This window comes from Zarconia sp., from assembly GCF_057467645.1.
In genome coordinates this window covers 1-20,036 of the sequence record NZ_JBRJXU010000103.1, presented here as the reverse complement: position 1 = coordinate 20,036, position 20,036 = coordinate 1, and the positions used below count along the sequence as shown (strand labels likewise).

Here is a 20,036-nt window from a genome sequence, read left to right as displayed (position 1 = left end):
GGGTGCGCAATCTCGATCGTATTTTTTGTGACGTTTTCCCCCTCTGTTCTTTACCAGATATCGATCGAGCCCGCCCTACTTATCTTCATCCCCTAATGCCGACATCCCGCTAAAGAGCATCACCAAACCCGCAATTAAAATAACCGCAGCTAAACCCCCGGCGATCAGATCTAATAAATTTGTGTTTTCCATAACTGATTGTGGTAGATGAATCGACTACTATAGCATTGCCCTAGCGCAAAATCCGGTAGTGCAAGAAAACCTCATGTCCCACGGTTTTCGACGATAATAATTCGAGCTGGGGAATCATTTGGGGAAGCAATCCATCTCCATCCACGGGAGTCGGTGCGGTACTGCCGCCAAAAATCAGAGGACAGACGGTGAGATGCAGTTCGTCGATCGCATCTTCCGCAAAGAGGGCCGCCACGAATCCGCCACCGCCCAGTACCGCCAAGCGATCGATTCCCGAATTTGCCAACTCTTCTAATGCCGCATTGAGATCGACGGTTTTCTCGGGGGTATCGAAAGCCAAAATTCGATCGAAACTCGATCGCTCTCGCCAAGGTTTCGCCCCTTCTTCCGTGGTAATCAGCCACCGGGTAATGGGTTGGTTGAAAAACTTTAAATCCGGGTCGATTTTACCGGAATTCGAGCAGACGATTTGCACCGGCTGGGGCGGTTTGCCCTGCTGCTGGCGAAGTTCGAGGAGTTCGTCACCGCGCACCCGCACGGAACTCCCCCCCACGCGCAGGGTTGATGCACCGACGATGGCAGCATCCGCGAGCGCAACTTGACGCATGAGATGGGTGTAGTCGTCATCTGAGCCAAATTTCTCTTGCGATCGCGCCACATCGGAAATTTTACCATCGGCACTGATGGCAAAGACAACAGTGGTATGAGGGCGTTTGGGCTTTTTCATGGTGATATTCAGATCCGGTAACCATAATATACAAATCCCACGACTCACTTTCTCCCCGCCCCCGCTCCCCCTGCTCGCATTCACCGGAATTATGGTGATTCAACCGAATTTGAGATGATGCGGGGTTTCGGGAAAGGACTCTTTGGGAAGGGTTGATAGGGATAACGCGAGTTTGGGATGAGAGAGTTTCGTGGCTTACCGATTTCTAGCGCGATTTGGTGGCTTTTGGCGACATCGGCGTTGGCGGCGACGGCTGGGTTGGACGATCGCAGGATTCTTAGCGATGCTCAATCTACTGGCATTTCTGTTTGCCTACAGCCTCACCCACTTTACCCCACCGGGAACCTTCGGCATCGGTTTGCCCAGACCGGTGAATTCCCGCCTCCCGACAGATTTCGGACTCGAATATACCACCGATCGCATTCCGGTGGGCGATCGAGAATGGCTCGAATCCTGGTTCGTACCCGCCCCCAATCCCTCCGCATCCAAAGGCACGATTCTCCTCTTTCCCGGCCAAGGCGGCAGCAAGGGCAAACAACTCCTCGCACCGGCACAAGTCCTTCACCGCCTCGGTTACGACGCGCTGCTGGTGGATTTCCGAGGGGTGGGCGGTTCCAGCGGCAGTACCAGTACCATCGGCGTTCGGGAAGCCAAAGATGTTGCCCTGGCGGTGACCTACGCCCGACAATTGCAACAGCAATTCCAACGGCAATCGCCCATTATTCTGTACGGTGTTTCGATGGGCACTGCGGCGATTCTCCAGGCCGTTGCGCGAGAGAATGTAACCCCCGATGCGATCGTCCTCGAACTGCCCTTTTCGCGCCTGTTAGATGCCGTAAGAGTCCGCCTCGCCGCTCGGGGAATGCCAACATTTCCCATGGCGGAACTGGTGGTTTTTTGGGGCGGCCTTCAGCACGGATTTAACGGTTTCGCGCACAATCCCATCGACGATGCGCGGCAAGTTTCCTGTCCGACTTTAGTGTTGCATGGCAAGGGCGATCGATGGATGAGTTTGACTCAAATGGATGAATTAATGGCGGCATTTCCCGCCCAAAAACAACTGACGCTTTTTCCCGATGCCGGACATCAGTTACTCGTCACAGTCGATCGAGATTTATGGAGTCAAAGTATAGATCGATTTTTGAGTAGACTGGGGGAAAAGTTTTAGATGAGTAGGGTTGAAAGGAAAATTTTTCCGCTACTCTAAAAGTATCCCTCAATCGAGTCAAACGATCGTGAGTGTTGTTATTTCAGAAGATATCCTGCAAGCTTCGGGGCTAACTCCCAATGAATTTCGCCAAGAAATTGCTCTACATCTGTTTTCAACCGGTCATTTAACTCTCGGTTATGGGAGTCAGTTAGCTCAGATGCCATTGGATGAATTTCGCCAACTCCTCAAGCAGCGAAATATTCCGCTCTATTCTTATGAAGTGGACGATTTTGAACTCGACTTAAAAAACTTGCGGGAGTTAGGCAGAATTTGATTATCATTAGCGATACATCCGTTATTACCAACTTAGCGGCTATTCAAAAGTTACAGCTTTTACCTCAACTTTACGAGCGCGTTACTATCCCTGAAGCTGTATACCGCGAACTAACCAATATCGCTCCTCCAGTTCCAGGAACTTTAGAAGTTCAAAGAGCAGCCTGGATTGATGTTCGCCAAGTCAACGATCGCGAAGTTGTCAAACATTTACAGGATAAGGTTAATTTAGATCTTGGAGAGTCGGAAGCGATTGCTCTTTATTTGGAAATCGATGCGGATTTGCTATTAATTGATGAGCGTCGTGGGAGAGCTGAAGCGAATCGCCGAGGAATTAGAATTACGGGTCTGTTAGGTATTTTAGTGGAAGCGAAGCTCCAAAACTTAGTTACGGCAGTTAAACCACTCATCGACGAACTAATTATCACTTCAAGATTTAGAATATCTTCAGAGTTGTACGATCGAATTTTAGAAATGGTTGGCGAAACTCGACCTTAAGGCGATCGACTTCTTCCGTCGCCATTTCATAATTCCTACTTCCTGATAGCGTCCTTGACAGCGCACCGGATTTGGCGATCGAAATTCTTTCTCCAGGCAATACAGTCGAAGAAATGCACGCTAAACTGGTGAAGGATTTTGAAAATAGCGCGCGTTCGATCTGGATCGTTCATCCCCAAGAGCATTACATTTTGGTGTATCGTTGTGCCACAGAAGCCGATCGCTTGCTCAAATCCATCGACTCCCTCGACGGCGAAGATGTGCTTCCCGGTTTCGCTCTACCCGTTGCCGATCTCTTTCAAAAACTGTCGTTCTAAACTCCCCCAACCTCCTACTTCACGCCCACACTGAGGTTGCCGACACTCCACGAAAAACTGAATCTCTCCTGACTTGAGGCTGAGTTTAGGTCAAAATTCACTGAGCGATCGCCTGAATTTTCCTGAGATTTTACCGCGACAAAGTCCTGAGATTTTCTGCAACGACAAATCGGAGATCTCCCTTTACTCTGGAAACAGACAGGCAACGATCGCCAGTTGCCATGAGAGGTTCAAACAGTGTCATGAAAGGAAAAAAGCAAGCACGCATTAATCTCGATCGCTTAAGAGCAGGTAACGATCTCAAGAAGTCAAACGAGCAGTTGCGATCGAGTCTCACCCAAAATGCAACCCCCTCTCGCCGCGATCGCTTTAAAATGGGTCTTGCTCTGGGCGGTTTAGCATTAGGCGTGCTGGCATTCGGAGCGGTACAATGTAGCAGTCGCGAAGCTGGAGTTCACCAGTGCTGGCAATCCCAGATTCCGGGAGTTGAAGAGATTTCAAGTTAGGACAATCGTGTGTTCGCAAAGCGTGTGCGTTCCCAAACATCTCTTGCTCGCGTTCCCACAAATCGTATCGGTGGAAATGTCCTAACTCGATTCAAAATTCGATCGATTCTTCGATGATTGCGATCGAGTGCTGTTTTCTTTCCCCTTTTCCTTCCAATATCTAGTGCAGCGGGGCAGAACTAACTGACCACCTCTCAACCGCCCAAAGCTATGTACAGTAAGAATTTTTAATTTTCAATGCGCGCATTTTTAATTCTGCGTAGCAGCACTAGTCGATAACATCAGTTCGGGATACACTAGTCAGGTCTACCCATTCCTCAGATCCTGAAAACGATCGTGAAATTTCACTACCCCATTGCATCTAACTCGATCGAACAATATCGAACGCTTCATTCCCTCGATCGTGCTTAACCGATGCTCTGGTTTTTATTCGCCCTCACCACTGCCACTTGCGAATCCTTTCGCGATGTTTTTAATAAGAAATCTCTCGAAACTAACGATGTCTATATTGTTGCCTGGTCGTTAAACTTTTTTACAGTTTTTTTCCTCCTACCGCTGGTTTGGATAACCGGAGTTCCAGAGATTGGCGATCGCTTTTTTCTCGCATTAGTAATTAATAGCACCCTCAATGGTTTGTCGTTTCTCGCATTGATGAAAGCGATTCAAGCATCAGATTTATCGAAAGTGGCTCCGATGACGACGTTCACACCATTGTTTTTATTGCTGACCTCGCCGTTAATCGTGGGTGAGTTTCCCAATCAAAGCGGGTTTGTGGGGATTGCCCTCATTGTTGTGGGAGCCTATCTACTCAATTTGAATGCTCGCAAAGCCGGCTATCTCGCACCGTTTAAAATGCTCTGGAAAGAGAGAGGAACGAAGCTGGGATTATTGGTGGCATTTTTATGGAGTATTACGGCAAATTTCGATAAGATTGGCGTCCAAAATTCTGCACCGATTTTTTGGGTGTTCTCAATGTTTGCGGGGATTACTTTACTGTTATCACCCCTTGTGATATTTCAATCTAAATTGGGATTCACAGGGAGCAAGGGAAATCTTATTTCTCCCTTCTCATTCCGAAAAAGCTTAGTTTCGATCGGGTTATTCAATGCGATCGCCGTAGCCTTTCAAATGTTTGCCCTCAATTTAACCCTGGTACCTTACGTCATTTCCGTAAAACGAACTAGTGCTGTTTTTAGCGTCATTTGGAGTAAAGTAATTTTCAAAGAAACGGGTTTTAAAGAACGAGTTGCTGGAGCCATCGTCATGGTTTTGGGTGTCATTTGTATTGCCCTTTCGGGATAATCGAGATGACCCATTCCCCTCATGTTCCCAAATTCTCATCGATCAGAACTGAGAGCGCTTGACGAGCGTGCTTTGCTCCCGAAGGCGTCCCTTCGATCGTCGCCATTAAACTTGCTCCTCCAATCAAGAGTAAGTATTGCTGGGAAAATGATTCCGGATTTTGAACTCCCGCTTCAGCTGCTAGTTTCATGATGTGGTGGCGGATGGCTGCACGCAACGCCACGGATACTTGGTGAGCGGGGTGTTCGGCATCGGCAATTTCTAGGACGGCATTGATAAACGGACATCCACGAAAATCTGGCTGAGCGTACCACTCTCCAAGCACGTCAAAACTCCTGAGAAGTTTTTCTTTCGGGGTGCTGTCTGGTCGCTCGAGTGAATCCTCAAACCACTGCAACCACTCTTGAGCGCGGTAGCGCATCACTTCTAACATCAACCGATCCTTGGACGAGAAATGTCGGTAAAAGGTTCGCTTTGCGACTTCCGAGGCAGCGATTACTTCATTGATACCAACGTTTTGAAAGCCTTTCTGATAAAACAATTCTGAGGCTGCACCCAGGATGCGATCTCGGGCAGGGCTAGATTTAGAGGTCATAAATATTTGAGTAAATCAGCTAGTGTAGACAAACTTGTCTCCTTATTGATAAACTAGCAACAGGTTGAAGCATCGCACTTTAATTGTTCATGCTTCCCTGACTAAAATTTGCGACGAGCAAAAGAAACGAGAAGAAACAATGAATTTTAAAATTCACACTCTAGAAACTGCACCAGAAGCCGCAAAATCTTCCCTCGAACACGCTAAGAAAACTTTCGGTTTTATTCCCAACCTAGAAGGAATTTGTGCTGAATCTCCCGCACTGCTAAAAGGTGGAATGGCATTGTGGGATTTGTTTGAAAGTACGAGCTTTAGTGCGATCGAAAAACAAGTTGTTTATCTTACCATTAATTACGAAAACGAATGTCACTATTGCATGGCAGCCCATACCGGTCTAGCCAAGCATACTGGTGTTTCAGCGGAAGATATTGAAGCATTGCGAAATGGAACACAATTATCTGACTCGAAATTACAAGCCCTGCGCTACTTTACCCAGAGGATGGTACAAACCCGTGGCTGGGTTGAAGATCTAGAGATTGAAGAGTTTATGGCGGCTGGATACACCAAGCAACAAGTTCTTGAAGTTATTTTAGGCATTGCCGTTAAAGTAATTCATAACTATACTAATCATATCGCAACAACACCTCTTGATAAAGTTTTTCAACCCCATGCTTGGTCGAAACCAATAACAACGGCTGCTTCAACTTAATCGATCGGTTCTTAACTTCAACGACGAAAAAAAGATCGAGCGTTCGGCAAAAACTGTAAGAGATTCGCGTACGTGGATTCTGATGTAACCGTTCGCACCGGGTTGACAGACAAAAGTCGAGCGTTGAATACGATCGCTCTTTTGGAGTCAGGGTTTGAGCGATAAGCTTCGAGCAGTTTCGAGGGGCGTGTTTTACCCGTCCGGGAAAGTCGGTCGCACTAACAGCTCAAACCCTTACCATATGGGTGATTCACGACCCACTAGCGAGCGTCGATCGGTCCCCCCTTTGACAAGTATTGCCGGAAGTTTTGTAAGTTTTGTCAGTCAACTAGGCTCTTGCCTCACTGCCAACACCCGAATTTGTTACGATAAAAAGTCACAAAGCGGACAATTTTGCATCATTGGCATCATGAGTAAGGGAACACTATTCGACAAAGTTTGGGATATGCATACCGTGGGGACGTTATCCTCCGGTCAAACTCAGCTTTTCATCGGCTTGCATCTCATCCACGAAGTTACCAGTCCCCAGGCTTTTGCCATGCTCCGAGAACGGGGACTGAACGTTTTGTTTCCCGATCGCACCATCGCCACGGTCGATCATATCGTTCCCACCCAAAATCAAGCGCGTCCCTTTGCCGACGATTTGGCTGAGGAGATGATTTGTGCCCTCGAACAAAACTGTCAAGAAAATAGTATTCCCTTCTACAACGTCGGTTCCGGTCGTCAGGGTATCGTTCACGTCATCGCCCCGGAACAGGGACTCACCCAACCGGGCATGACCATCGCCTGCGGAGACAGCCACACCTCGACCCACGGGGCGTTTGGGGCGATCGCCTTTGGCATCGGCACCAGCCAAGTTCGCGACGTTCTCGCCTCCCAAACCCTCGCCCTGGGCAAGCTCAAAGTTCGCAAAATCGAAGTCAACGGCGAACTGCGTCCGGGGGTTTACGCCAAAGATGTGATTCTCCACATCATCCGCAAGCTGGGGGTGAAAGGGGGAGTTGGCTACGCCTACGAATACGCCGGAACCACCTTCGAGGCGATGACGATGGAAGAACGGATGACCGCCTGCAATATGTCCATCGAAGGGGGGGCGCGCTGCGGTTACGTCAATCCCGATCGCACCACCTACGAGTATCTCAAAGATCGAGAATTTGCCCCCAAGGGCGCAGATTGGGAACGGGCTGTGGCCTGGTGGGAGAGCATTCGCAGCGATGAGGATGCCGAGTACGACGATGTGGTGGTCTTTGACGCGGCCGACATCGCCCCGACGGTTACCTGGGGCATCACCCCCGGACAGGGAATTTCCGTTAACGAAACCATTCCCAGCCCCGAAGAACTCGACGAAGGAGATCGCGCTTTAGCCGAGGAAGCCTATCGTTACATGCAACTGACACCGGGCACTCCCATTCGCGGCACCAAAGTCGATGTTTGCTTTGTCGGCAGTTGTACCAACGGTCGGTTGAGCGATCTGCGAGAAGCGGCGAAATTTGCCCGGGGAAACCAGGTATCTCAGGGGGTGAAAGCCTTTATCGTACCGGGGTCGGAAGCGGTGAAAGCCCAAGCCGAAGCGGAGGGACTCGATCGCATTTTTGAAGAGGCGGGATTTGAATGGCGACAGGCGGGATGCTCGATGTGTTTGGCGATGAACCCCGATAAACTCCAAGGTTCTCAGTTGAGTGCTTCCTCCTCGAACCGCAATTTTAAAGGTCGCCAGGGATCGGCTTCCGGTCGCACCCTGCTGATGAGTCCGGCAATGGTGGTGGCCGCCGCGATTCGCGGGGAAGTCAGTGACGTTCGCGATTTAATCGGGAATTTGTAAAATCAGGATCGTTGAGATCGAGTTTGAGGTAGAGTGCAAGGGGGATTTTTGTCCCTCGTCGGCGATCGCATTTCTCCGCGACCCTCTCTAGGTGACAATAACTGCGGGTTTTTGTGGTCACAGCTTCCCCATGTCCGGGGATACGTCGCCAAAGATCCCATGGTTCGATCCTCGAATTGGGTCGCGGGATTGGGTGATGATTCTCGGGAATTTGAGATCTCAGATGATTCGATGACTCTTTTGCTGGCCTGCAACTCCCCCTGGATGAGACGTTCGATCGGGGTATTCTTCGGAGACAGCACCCTATGTTAGATAAACGGTTAAAGAACCGAAAACTCGCTTTTGTCGTTTGGTTGAGAGGTTTGATTCCCGCATTCACCTACTTATGCCAAATTGGATTTACCTACATCAGCGTCCATACGGCCTATGTCGCATTTGGGCGAGTGGTGGAATCTCACGATCGCGCCATCGAGCAGCTCGAGGCAGATGGCGTGGCAATTCCCGAAAAGGAAGCCGAGCAAGAGTACGAGCAACTCGAAGCGACTTTGATGCGATTACGTTGGTTTCTGATCGCGTCTACTATCGTCCAAATTCTATTGATGGCAAACTTTCTGCGATCGGCAACGGCGAAAATTTCCCAACGACTGGGAGAAATTGCCATGGAACTCGATAGCTTTTCGGGGGAGATTGCCAAAACCATGGCTTTGCAGGAGCGCAACACCGCTCAACAGGCGGCTGCCGTCAACGAAACCACCACCACGATGGACGAACTGAATGCATCGAGCCAGCAGTCGGCCGAACAAGCCAGTTCCGCAGCCGAGCAAGCCCAACAAGGACTGCGCTTAGCCGAATCCGGTCTTCAAGCGATCGAACAAACGGAATCGGCCATGTCTGTCCTCAGCCATCAAGTGATGGATTTGCAAGCCCAGATCGCCAATTTGACCGATAAAGCGAACGAGATTGGTAAGATTTCCAAATTGGTGAGCGATCTGGCCAACCAAACGAATATGCTAGCGCTCAATGCTGCTGTCGAAGCGGTTCGGGCTGGAGAACACGGGAAGGGGTTTGCCGTCGTCGCCAGCGAAATTCGCTCCTTAGCCGATCGCTCTAAAGGCTCCACCGACTCGATCGAAGCTTTAGTCGCCGATATTCAAACCGCGATCGATTCCACCGTAACCGTCACCCGAGAAGGCAGCCAAATGGTCGATGATGGAGTGAGCATGTCCCGCGAAACCGCTGAAGCCTTCCGAGGTGTCACCAATTCCATCGATAGTATCGCCCTCAACGCCCAGCAAATTTCTCTCAACGCCAAACAGCAAGCCCTCGCCATCCAGCAGGTTGTGGAAACGATGAATAATATCAACCAAACCGCAGCTGGAACCGCCACCAGTATCAGTTTAGTGAAAATGGGAACCGAAAAGCTCGATCGCACGGTACAGGTTTTGAAAAAGATGGCGTGAGGGAAGTCGGAATTCGGAATTCTAAGTACATAACTCTAAACCACAATCAAGGAAATAATCAAATGACATCTCAAGTAACAGCCATCTCCGGACGAGGGATTCCCGTGACCGGTAACGATATCGATACCGATCGAATTATTCCCGCGCGTTTTTTACGCTGCGTGACCTTCGATGGTCTGGGAGAACAAGCCTTTGCCGACGATCGCGCCGCTGCCTCGGGGGAGCACCCCTTCGACAACCCCGAGTATCGGGGAGCCAATATTGCCGTTGTCAATGCCAATTTCGGTTGCGGTTCCAGCCGAGAACATGCCCCCCAAGCTCTATCTCGTTGGGGTATTGAAGCCTTAATTGGCGAAAGTTTTGCCGAAATTTTCTTTGGCAACTGCGTGGCAATTGGCGTTCCCTGCGTCACTGCCGATGCCGCCTCGGTACAACAACTCCAAGGGGCGATCGCTGCCAACCCGCAAACCACCGTCTCCGTCGATTTAGAATCAATGCAAGCCCGTTGTGGCGATTTGGCGATCGCAATTTCCATGCCCGAGGGGGTACGTCAGAGTTTCCGCAGCGGAACTTGGGATAGCTGCGGGCAACTGGTAGAGAATACAGACGGCATTCGCCAAACCGCATCCAATTTGCCGTATCTCGCCTGGAGTTCCGTAGGTGCATAGGTCATTTTTGGGGAAAGGGTGTGGGGTGTGGGGAATTTTTAAGTAATCACGCGGTGTGCGCTCTTTTTGCGCTCGTTTGGATGGTGAGCGAGTAGACTTATCCCCCTTTTCCCCTTCCCCCTTGCCCCTTTCCCCGGTGCGAGAGGATTTTGGAGAATTAAGTTGCACATGGCGTTAATCAGTAATCAGTCGGGAATGGGGTGTGGAAAACAGAAAATTTTGAGTGGTTCGCCAACACTTTCTCTCCCTTGTCTCTCTACTCCTCCTCACCCCATCCCCGCATCAATCTTCCCCCCTCTTCCTTGCCTCCCAAAGTCCCCAAACTCCGAATGCGATCGTGTCTGAACTGTTTCCCGAACAATGGCCTAGCCTACTCCACCATATCGGAGCGTGGAAAGGGTCTTTTACCCAACTTTCCCCGGATGGCAGCATCCAAAAAGATATGCCCACTCTCGTTACCCTAGAAGGGTTGAACCAAAACAAGTCCATTCGCCAAACCATACAGCGCTTTGACGAAAATTCCCAGGAAATTGCACCGCCTCAAGTGTTGCAATACAGCACCCTCAATCGCGGGACGCTGTTTTTTGCCAATGGTGCTTTTTCCGTCGGGGCGATGCAATTCAGCCCGGTGTCGGAATTGGGTGCGGAATTGGGTTTTCTGAGTGGAGATCGACGATTGCGACTGATACCGTTATTTACCAAGACCAGCGAACTCTCGAGCATTACGCTGATTCGCGAGTTTCGCCAAGACATTACCGCAACGGAATTACCGGCTTTGAGTCTCGATCGATTATTGGGAACCTGGGATGGCGTTGCCGTGACGCTTTATCCCGATTGGCGATCGCCCGATATGTTTTCCACCCGCTTAGCGATCGACTTGCAGGGCGATCGACTCTCTCAAACCCTCAGCGCACCGGGATTGCAGTTCACCTCAACGGCAACGGTTCGGGGGAACGTCGTGCAATTTGATGGAGATGAAGATGCCGTGCAAGTCCTGTTATTGCCCGATGGTGCTTCCTGCACGGTTCCCCGGAAAATTATCAATCGCAAGCCGTTTTTTATCGAAGCCGGTTGGCTAATGGAAGACAACCTCCGCCAGCGCTTAATTCGCCGCTACGACGATCGAGGGGGGTGGGCGAGTTTGACCTTAGTTACAGAAGGAAAAGTGGATAATTTTTAAAAATCGAATCAATTGCTAAGTTGAAATCATCAATATAGCACTACGCAAATTAGTTAGGACATTTATAAATCCTGAAACTATCTGAGAGTCTACTGTTCCCCGTTCCCCGTTCCCTGTTCCCGCTTCGCGTAGCGCTATATCTCTTCCCTTTCCCCTTTCCCCTTAACCCTTTTCCTCCAGAGGTCAATTGTCAATTGTCCACTGCCACCTCGTAACTCTGCTGCTTCTCAAACTCGTAAGGCCCCATAAGCGCACCCCACAAACTTTTGCCGGTATCGGGATCGACACCGCGATCGAAACTTTTAAATTGAGCTGGGCTTGCCTCAAATCCCAAGACCACTTGCCGGGTTTTACCTTGATATTGAAAATAGCAGCGATCGCCCTCCCGAGGTTGAGCGCTAAATCGATTCTGTTGTAATTTCGCCGTCAGCGTACAACCAGGTAAGGCCTCTAAATCCTCCATCGTCAACCCAGACAGGACATCAGGGTCTTCTCCCGCGCCTTGAAACCTTTGTGGCTCCTTAAACGCCCAGTATTGCACCCGAATCTCTCCAGATGCGATGGGTTGCAATTCCAAAATCCGTTGCCGATAGGGGGGATTTTCGCTGGCAATCGAAGCTTGTTCGGCAAACAAGGCGATATTTCCAGAAATGGCAATCGGAAGGGGACGATGCCAGAGGTGAAGGCGAACGAACCAAGTGGGTTGCGCCAAGGCTTGAGCTTGATTGTCAAATTTTCCGGCCAGCCAGCCCGCGAGAGTTTGAACGGAGGATAAATCGGTCATTGAGAATTATAGATTGCACGATTTTAGATTCTAGCTGGCATTATTCATGAGGTTCGACGAATAATTCCCCAACCCTTGTCTCGCAAGCAGATTGGCAATTTACCTGAAAAACAGTCTGTTTTTTGAGATTCGAGAGAGATCGGGATTTGAGGTTTTGATGAATAATCCAGGCTAGTGCTGCACGGCAGAAATAACTAACCCGCTTGCAACCGGTGAAAGCTATGTACAGTCAGCATTTTTAATTTTGCGTGCATCGCGAGCGGTGTCGGTTTGAGTCCCGTTCAACTTTTCAAGACGCATTTTTAATTCCGCCTAGCAGCACTAGTGCAATGCGGCAGAAATAACTACCCAGCTCTCAATTGGTGAAAGCTATACACAGTAAGAATTTTTAATTTTGCATTTTGCATTTTTAATTCTGCGTAGCAGCACTAGTACGCCCCTTCAGAAATAAGTAACTCGCTCACTTGACTCGCTCAACCCTCTCAAATGTTAGACTCTCCTCGATCTTTGACTCGGCAAAAACTGCTGCTGAGCTACACTCGAGATCGCCAGGGAGACTGTTACTTTAAATTTTTACCAAATTTGAGTTTTGTTTCTTTATAAGAATTTTTTCGATCGGAAAGATTGCGTAAAAATAGCTTTAGCTTTATACAATCTTCATCAAAGTATCGTATATTCACGGATCGAATGTGTTACCGTAAGAATCACAGTTGGATTGTTATCTCTGCTGTAAAAAGTGGATAAAATATCCGCAATAAGTAACTTTACCGATCGACAATTCAATATTGTTGCACTCTCAGGCTTGGCTGAAGTCGAACTCAAAACCCGCTAATGTTCGGCAATAATTGACCGCAGAGAGCCCCCAGTCTATGATTTCTAGCCATGTGGCTGGATGATAATCTTTTTTGATTCGAGATGCATATTTCTCGTGACCCAGTCCTATATTGAATTACAATCAAGCCCGAAGAATGATGTTGCAACATGAAGACATCTTCCTCTTCATGTGCGTTTGAGCCTCTCATTTTTCATAAAACTCCATTCGCTCTCATATTTTTCTTCTCCTTTGCATAAAACTTCGTAAATCGGTCGAAGAATAGATAGGAAACAAAAGAAATACTGAAAAATCTATGCTGGGAGATTTTTTAAGATTCAAACGTTTTCAACTCTCATCAATTGCAGGACTCAAACTGCATAAGTTCTAGCTTCCCAGAGATAGATAGATCTAGCGCCAGTCATACGAACACGACCTTCGTCTGGGACAACATCTTTGAAACTGTGTCGAACGCAAGTCTGTCGAGACTCGAAAGGAGAAGTCATGCCAGATTTTTGTGACTCAATCGAACTCTTCACTTTGTATTTTTTATTTTGAGGTTAGAGGTTAATTGTGAACGAACTCAACTTAGAATTTCGCACGATTGATGGCACCAACAACCATCAATTCGATCTCGGAGCAACCGGAGACGAATTGCTGCGGCTCTTCGATAACGCCTACGAAGACGGCATCAGCGAACCGCGAGGTGGCGACTTTATCACCTCCACCCTCCCCAATCCCCGAACCATTAGCAATACCGTTTCCAACCAAACCGAATCCGTTCCCAACTTCCTGGGGGCAAGCGATTGGCTGTGGCAGTGGGGGCAGTTTATCGACCACGACTTGGACTTAAACGAAGCCGGCGAAGAGATTCCGCCCGAAGACTTCACCCCCATCATCGTTCCCAATGGCGACCCCACCTTCTCCGATGGCAGCATTCTCCCTTTTATCCGAGTGAGTGCGGCAGAAGGAACCGGAACGAGTCCGAGCAATCCTCGGGAAGCCATCAACGAAATCACCTCCTTTATCGATGCCTCCAGCGTTTACGGTTCCGATGACGAGCGGGCCGAATTCCTCAGAAGCTTCGAGAACGGTCAGCTTCAAGTTAGCGAAGGGAACAACGGCGAAACCCTTTTGGTTGTCAATCCCACCGGAGACGACGCATTACCAAACGCTGGCGGAGGCGTTCTCGGGAATGAAGATTTTCAGTTTGTTGCCGGTGACATTCGCGCCAACGAGCAAATTGGATTAATCGCCGTTCACACCCTCTTCGTTCGGGAACACAATCGCCTTGCCACCGACCTCTACGAGCGCTTAGAAGCCGGAGAAACGGAACTGGTGGAGGCATTCGATGCTTTTGCTGCTACCAGCGACGAAACGGATGCAGAGGTTCTGCAAGACGAATTTATCTACCAATCTGCCCGTAAGGTGGTGGGTGGTCAAATCCAAAAGATTACCTACGAAGAATTCTTGCCGATTCTAATTGGCGAAAACACCCTCGACCCCTACAGCGGCTACGACCCCACGGTGATTCCCAACGTCAGCACGGAATTTGCCAATGCCGCTTATCGCTTGGGACATACCCTCCTCTCCGAGCAACTTAAACTACTCGGAGATAACGCATTGGATGAGGTGAGTTTGGCCGATTCCTTCTTCACGCCGGAAACGGTTCAAGAAGATGGGGTCGATTCTGCCCTGCGCGGGTTAATTCTCCAGGAATCCCAGGAGTTGGATAACTTGGTCGTGGACGGCGTGCGGAATTTCCTCTTCCCGGCAGGAACTGGGGGTTTCGATTTGGCCTCAGTGAATATCGCTCGGGGTCGCGACACCGGTCTCCCCGGCTACGTCGAAGTTTACAACCAACTCTTCCCCGATTCTCCCATTACCAGCTTTGAAGATTTGCCCTTCCGCGAAGGTCTCGGCGGCGATGATGGTTTGTTTGCCGAAGTTTACAACGATGTGAGCGAAATCGATTTGTGGATTGGTGGCATCTCTGAAGCTCCCGATTCCCACGGCGGTTTGCTCGGCCCCACGTTTAGTTTTATTATTGCCGACCAATTCGGACGTGCCCGAGATGGCGATCGCTTTTTCTACGAGAGCGAACTTGAAGAACTCGAATTGCTCGACCCGGATTTCGCCGATACGACCCTCTCCGAGGTGATTCGCAATAACACCGATAATCCGTTCCTCGTTCAGGACAATGCCTTCGAGGTTCCGTTCGAGAACGCCATCTCGGGCAGTGATACGAATAACACTCTCAATGGTACCAATCTCGCCGATCTGATTGAGGGTGGAGCCGGAAACGATCGTATTCGCGGTCGTAATGGTGCCGATATTCTTTTGGGTGACGAAGGAAACGACGATATTCGCGGCGGCAACGACGACGACACGATTCTTGGCGGTCTGGGTAACGACTATATCCGGGGAAATCGAGGTGATGATGTTCTATTAGGTGGGGACGATGATGATACCCTCCGGGGCGCCAGTGGCGATGACACTATTCTTGGCGGAAATGGCGATGACTCGATCGTGGGTGGGTCCGGTGACGACGTACTCAATGGCGTTGGCGATGAGCTCGGTGCCAACGATTTCGATCGCCTTCAAGGTAATGGCGGTCAGAACTCGTTTATTTTGGGTGAAGCGGGTGACATGTTCTACGAAGGCTCCGGCTTTGCGACGATCGTCAACTTCCGGCAAAACTTGGATACGGTACAACTCGTCGGCAGTGCGGATGACTACGATTTGACCGTTGTTTCTGGGGATACCGAACTCTCTGTGGCAGGGAGTAGCGATGTCATTGCGGTGTTCGAGAATAAAGCGATCGCCAACTTTAACAATGGGTTCTCCTTTGTTTAAATGGGGAACGGAGAATGGGGTGTGGGGTGTAGGGTTTGGGGTGTGGGGAATAAATTAATTAAATAATCCTCCTGTTCCTTGTCTTCCCCCTCTGGGCGTCACCGCGTCACCGCATCCCCGCGTCCCCCCCTCCCCCAATCCAGAACAACCGGCACGAAAAAGGGGCGATCCGGTATCTTCGGAATCACCCCCTCTTCTATGCTTAATGAGTGTTGAACTCGGTTTGAGGTTCAATTAGGCGATCGCGGCCATCTTGACGTCGTTGGTGTTAATCACCTCTTGCAATTCCTCGGCATCGACGGTTTCTTTCTCAATCAGCATTTGTGCTAATTTATCGAGAATGTGACGATTTTCTAGCATTACGTGTTTAGCGCGATCGTAGGCTTGGTCGACCAGGCGGCGTACTTCTTCGTCAATGGCAGACGCGGTTTCTTCCGAGAAGTCCCGTTCGGCGGAAATTTCCCGACCGAGGAACATATTCCCTTGCTGGCGACCGAGGGTCACTGGACCGAGGCGATCGCTCATGCCAAAGCGAGTCACCATTTGCCGGGCCACGCGAGCCACTTGCTGCAAGTCATTGGAAGCACCGGTGGTCACTTCTTCATCGCCGAAGATAATTTCTTCAGCGATCCGACCGCCGAGGGCCACAGCCATTTGATTTTGCAAGTAAGACCGGGAATACAGACCCGAATCCATCCGCTCTTCGCTGGGGGTGAACCAGGTCAAACCGCCGGCGGCACCGCGGGGGATGATGCTGATTTTCTGCACCGGGTCGTAGTCGGGCATCAGGGCACCAACGAGGGCGTGACCGGCTTCGTGGTAAGCCACGAGGGATTTGCGCTTCTCGCTCATCACCCGATCTTTCTTCTCGGGACCGGCCAAGACGCGATCGATGGCATCGTTGACTTCATCCATCGAGATTTCCGTCAAATTACGGCGAGCGGCGAGAATAGCAGCTTCGTTCAACAGGTTAGACAAATCTGCCCCGGTGAAGCCGGGAGTCCGACGGGCAATTTTTTCGAGATCCACATCCACCGACAGGGTTTTGCCTCGGGCGTGGACGTTGAGGATTTCCAGGCGACCGGAATAGTCGGGGCGATCGACCACCACTTGGCGATCGAAACGACCCGGACGCATCAGAGCGGCATCGAGAACATCGGGACGGTTGGTGGCGGCGATGATGATGATGCCGGTATTCCCCTCGAAACCATCCATTTCCGTGAGCAACTGGTTCAGGGTTTGCTCCCGTTCGTCGTTACCGCCGCCTAAACCGGCACCGCGCTGGCGACCGACGGCGTCGATTTCATCGATGAAGACGATGCAGGGGGCGTTGGCTTTAGCTTGCTCGAACAGGTCGCGGACGCGAGACGCACCGACCCCGACGAACATTTCCACGAACTCAGAACCGGAGATGGAGAAGAAAGGAACCCCAGCTTCCCCGGCAACGGCGCGGGCGAGGAGGGTTTTACCGGTTCCAGGAGGGCCGACGAGGAGAACGCCTTTGGGGATTTTCGCACCCACGGCGGTGAAGCGATCGGCATTTTTGAGGAAGTCCACCACTTCGTTGAGTTCGAGTTTCGCTTGCTCGATACCCGCCACATCCCCAAAAGTCACTTGGGTTTGCGGTTCCATCTGGACTCGGGCTTTAGACTTACCGAAGTTCATCGCTTGGCTTCCGGGACCGCTTTGAGCGCGTCGGAGCAAGAAGAACAAACCGACCAGCAGCAAAATTGGGAAGAACAGGCTGCTGAGGGCGCGCAACCAGAAACTGTCATCGTTCTGAGGCGTGACTTTCACATCCAGGTTGTGTTCCGTGAGGATGCTAATCAGATCGGGGTCGTTGGGCAGGTTGACGATCACCTTGCCGCTTCCCATGGGATCTGTGTACATCGCTTGGGTACGATCGGCGCTGATGCTGACCGTCCCTTCAATCTTGTCCGCCTCGACGGCTTGGATAAAGTCGCTATACCGACTGGTTTGTTTGGTTTGGGGTTGTCTATCGAAAAAGGCTGTTGCCAAGGCAATGACAACAATTGCCAGCAGCGCGTACAACCCTGCATTTCTCCACCGCTTATTCACCGGGGTTTATCCTCCTATTTTTTTTTGGGAGCCTGGACTTTAATAATAAGTCTTTTAATCTATGTTAATTTATCTTAACGTGATGTTTGCCATCGTGCTACAGCGATACAATACAAAATTCGGAATAAAAAAAATTAATGGGGTGTAGAGTGTGGGGTTTGGGGTGTTGAAGAAAGACGTGGTGATGCGGAGATCGGGAAAAGCTCGTCGGAACTGACCCATTGTTGATGGTCTCCCCTGCCTCCAAAGCTCCCGAAGCTCCCGAAGCTCCCGAAGCTCCCGAAGCTCAAGCACTCAGACATTGCCGCAGTTCCCCGACCGGTTCGCAAGGGTGGGGATAGCGAAAATAAGAAAGCGATCGGGAATTATGAGAAGAAATGAGAACGGTGTGGATGGGAACGATTTCGACGACGCTGTTGGTATAAGCGATCGCCTCAAATTCTCGTACCCTTTCCGGAGTCCAGGGAACCTCGATAACCGTTTGTTGCTGTTTTTGTAAGGCTGTTAGCAGTTGCGATCGCATCAATCCCGGCAGAATTCCCCCATCTAAAGGTGGCGTATACCAATCTCCCTGCCGCCATCCCCAAAGGTTTCCGGTACTCGTTTCCAGCCAGTTGCCAACCTCGTCGGTGAGAATGGCTTCTTGGGCTTCGCGTTTCCGTGCCTCTTGTAGCGCCAGCCACGGGGGCAGATAGTTCCCCGTTTTCCAAGGGGTAAGAGAACGACGAAACTGGGGTCGATCCGCCACCCACGCCACAATCCCTTCTTGCTGCCGTTGGGATAAATCTGGGGGTAGCGATCGCACCGTTATCCATTCTCGGCCATCAGGGAAGATCGCCACCCGCAAAACCCGATCGCGATCGCTCAAGAGTTTCGCCCCATGGCGCAGGCGTTCCCAATCCGGTTCGCACCAGCCGAAATCTTGGATGGAAGTTCTGAGGCGATCGCAATGGGTCTGCCATTGAGTTCGGGGATGTTCTAGGGTGTCGTACACCCGCAACGTCGTAAATACCGTCGCCCCGTAAAGTAGTCCCGGATCCGTAATATCGAGTTCTAGAGTTTGGGTCGAATGGGGTTGACCGTTGTACCAAAATATGATTGCGTTCACCTTGGTTTAAGTCAGTCGGTCAGTTGCCTGCAACGGGTTTAACTCTGAGTCGGCGCGGGGATACCTTGGCGCAATCGATCGACAATATCGCTTAACCCCAGAGTATCAGCGCGGTAACTGAGGGGATGGGCAATCAGTCGGGCCGTACTTTCAAATAGGATTTCCGTTTCAATCAGACCGTTTTCTTTGAGGGTACGACCGGTCGATACCAGATCGACGATCGCCTCCGACATCCCTGTAATTGGTCCGAGTTCTACGGAACCATACAAAGGAACGATTTCCACCGGTAAATCCAACTTGCGGAAATAGTCGCGGGCACAGTGGACGAACTTGGATGCCACCCGTCCGTGGGCGGGAAGTTCGATCGCCCGTCGGTAGGGACTCGATGCCTTCACCGCCACCGACAGCCGACAGCTACCAAAGTTCAAATCTGCCAGATGCGCAACGTTCGGAGTTTTCTCCCGCAGCACGTCGTAGCCGACAATTCCCAGTTGGGCTTGACCGTATTCAACGTAAACGGGAACATCATGGGTTCGCACCAGCAGGGCTTGGGCACGATGGGTGGGATCGGGGATTTGAAGTTGACGATTGGAGGAATCGAGAAAGGCGCTAAAGTCGAGACCCACTGCCTTGAGTCGGGCGATACTTTCTTTGAGTAGGGTACCTTTGGGTAGGGCGATGGTGAGCATTTTTTTTAAGTAATAACGTCATGTGCAACTTGTTTATCCAAAACCTGACCGCACGGGGGAATGGGGAATGGGGAATGGGGGATGGGGGATTTTTCGACTCGCTTGCCATATGGCGAGCGCAAAAAGAGCGCACACCGCGTTAATAAGTAATAAGTGATAAGTAATAAGTCGGGAATAGGGAATGGGGAATGGGGAATAAGTTAATTGAATAATTCTCTTGTCTCCTTGTCTCCTTGTCTCCTTGTCTCCT

17 protein-coding genes and 1 pseudogene are annotated in these 20,036 nt (G+C 50.4%); 12 read left to right on the top strand and 6 right to left on the bottom strand.

Going from position 1 to position 20,036, the window contains the following annotated elements; all coding sequences use genetic code 11:
• Positions 1 to 232: 232 nt before the first annotated feature.
• Positions 233 to 919 carry a RibD family protein gene (locus AC2215_RS15800; RefSeq protein ID WP_486810953.1) on the bottom strand — a complete coding sequence of 229 codons (687 nt, stop codon included), beginning with the start codon at positions 917 to 919 and terminating at the stop codon, positions 233 to 235.
• A gap of 190 nt (positions 920 to 1,109) precedes the next feature.
• Here AC2215_RS15800 and AC2215_RS15795 point away from each other — a divergent pair, with 190 nt between their 5' ends.
• The 6 genes and pseudogenes from AC2215_RS15795 (at position 1,110) to AC2215_RS15770 (ending at position 5,025) form a co-directional block, all read left to right on the top strand.
• Positions 1,110 to 2,087, top strand: a complete 978-nt coding sequence (locus AC2215_RS15795) for an alpha/beta hydrolase (RefSeq protein WP_486810952.1) — start codon at positions 1,110 to 1,112, stop codon at positions 2,085 to 2,087.
• Positions 2,088 to 2,154: 67 nt separating this feature from the next.
• Positions 2,155 to 2,403, top strand: a complete 249-nt coding sequence (locus tag AC2215_RS15790; RefSeq protein ID WP_486810951.1) for a UPF0175 family protein — start codon at positions 2,155 to 2,157, stop codon at positions 2,401 to 2,403.
• Positions 2,400 to 2,900 (top strand): PIN domain-containing protein, encoded by a 501-nt coding sequence (locus AC2215_RS15785; protein WP_486810950.1) that lies wholly within the window; start codon positions 2,400 to 2,402, stop codon positions 2,898 to 2,900. Before AC2215_RS15790 ends, AC2215_RS15785 begins: the two co-directional genes overlap by 4 nt.
• A gap of 65 nt (positions 2,901 to 2,965) precedes the next feature.
• Positions 2,966 to 3,217, top strand: a pseudogene (locus tag AC2215_RS15780) (Uma2 family endonuclease); the annotation flags it as partial.
• A 242-nt stretch (positions 3,218 to 3,459) separates the two neighbouring features.
• Positions 3,460 to 3,723: a hypothetical protein gene (locus AC2215_RS15775; RefSeq protein ID WP_486810949.1), complete on the top strand. Its 264-nt coding sequence runs from the start codon at positions 3,460 to 3,462 to the stop codon at positions 3,721 to 3,723.
• Between the two features lie 414 nt (positions 3,724 to 4,137).
• Complete coding sequence (locus AC2215_RS15770; RefSeq protein WP_486810948.1) at positions 4,138 to 5,025, top strand: EamA family transporter; 888 nt, start codon at positions 4,138 to 4,140, stop codon at positions 5,023 to 5,025.
• A gap of 19 nt (positions 5,026 to 5,044) precedes the next feature.
• On the opposite strand, the gene AC2215_RS15765 is transcribed toward AC2215_RS15770, so the two are convergent.
• Complete coding sequence (locus AC2215_RS15765) at positions 5,045 to 5,620, bottom strand: TetR/AcrR family transcriptional regulator (RefSeq protein ID WP_486810947.1); 576 nt, start codon at positions 5,618 to 5,620, stop codon at positions 5,045 to 5,047.
• A gap of 64 nt (positions 5,621 to 5,684) precedes the next feature.
• Between AC2215_RS15765 and AC2215_RS15760 the strand changes: the two genes are divergently transcribed.
• The 5 genes from AC2215_RS15760 to AC2215_RS15740 all read left to right on the top strand — a co-directional run bounded on the left by AC2215_RS15760 (position 5,685) and on the right by AC2215_RS15740 (position 11,459).
• Positions 5,685 to 6,329 carry a carboxymuconolactone decarboxylase family protein gene (locus tag AC2215_RS15760; RefSeq protein ID WP_486810946.1) on the top strand — a complete coding sequence of 215 codons (645 nt, stop codon included), beginning with the start codon at positions 5,685 to 5,687 and terminating at the stop codon, positions 6,327 to 6,329.
• Between the two features lie 409 nt (positions 6,330 to 6,738).
• On the top strand, positions 6,739 to 8,151 hold the full coding sequence (gene leuC / locus AC2215_RS15755) for a 3-isopropylmalate dehydratase large subunit (RefSeq protein ID WP_486810945.1): 1,413 nt from the start codon (positions 6,739 to 6,741) through the stop codon (positions 8,149 to 8,151).
• Between the two features lie 305 nt (positions 8,152 to 8,456).
• Entirely contained in the window at positions 8,457 to 9,611 is a 1,155-nt protein-coding gene (locus tag AC2215_RS15750) for a methyl-accepting chemotaxis protein (RefSeq protein WP_486810944.1), read from the top strand.
• A gap of 62 nt (positions 9,612 to 9,673) precedes the next feature.
• On the top strand, positions 9,674 to 10,279 hold the full coding sequence (gene leuD, locus AC2215_RS15745) for a 3-isopropylmalate dehydratase small subunit (RefSeq protein ID WP_486810943.1): 606 nt from the start codon (positions 9,674 to 9,676) through the stop codon (positions 10,277 to 10,279).
• A 223-nt stretch (positions 10,280 to 10,502) separates the two neighbouring features.
• A complete protein-coding gene (locus AC2215_RS15740) occupies positions 10,503 to 11,459 on the top strand; it encodes a DUF3598 family protein (protein WP_486810942.1) in 957 nt (318 codons plus the stop codon).
• A 190-nt stretch (positions 11,460 to 11,649) separates the two neighbouring features.
• On the opposite strand, the gene AC2215_RS15735 is transcribed toward AC2215_RS15740, so the two are convergent.
• Entirely contained in the window at positions 11,650 to 12,243 is a 594-nt protein-coding gene (locus tag AC2215_RS15735) for a CpcT/CpeT family chromophore lyase (protein WP_486810941.1), read from the bottom strand.
• 1,384 nt (positions 12,244 to 13,627) lie between these two features.
• Between AC2215_RS15735 and AC2215_RS15730 the strand changes: the two genes are divergently transcribed.
• Positions 13,628 to 15,910 (top strand): peroxidase family protein, encoded by a 2,283-nt coding sequence (locus AC2215_RS15730; protein ID WP_486810940.1) that lies wholly within the window; start codon positions 13,628 to 13,630, stop codon positions 15,908 to 15,910.
• A gap of 234 nt (positions 15,911 to 16,144) precedes the next feature.
• Here AC2215_RS15730 and ftsH3 read toward each other — a convergent pair whose 3' ends face one another.
• The 3 genes from ftsH3 to hisG form a co-directional block, all read right to left on the bottom strand.
• The gene (gene ftsH3 / locus AC2215_RS15725; protein WP_486810939.1) at positions 16,145 to 17,989 is read right to left on the bottom strand and encodes an ATP-dependent zinc metalloprotease FtsH3; all 1,845 of its coding nucleotides are present in this window, start codon (positions 17,987 to 17,989) and stop codon (positions 16,145 to 16,147) included.
• 286 nt (positions 17,990 to 18,275) lie between these two features.
• Positions 18,276 to 19,097: an aminotransferase class IV gene (locus AC2215_RS15720; protein ID WP_486810938.1), complete on the bottom strand. Its 822-nt coding sequence runs from the start codon at positions 19,095 to 19,097 to the stop codon at positions 18,276 to 18,278.
• A gap of 38 nt (positions 19,098 to 19,135) precedes the next feature.
• Complete coding sequence (gene hisG / locus AC2215_RS15715; protein WP_486810937.1) at positions 19,136 to 19,786, bottom strand: ATP phosphoribosyltransferase; 651 nt, start codon at positions 19,784 to 19,786, stop codon at positions 19,136 to 19,138.
• Positions 19,787 to 20,036 lie beyond the last annotated feature (250 nt).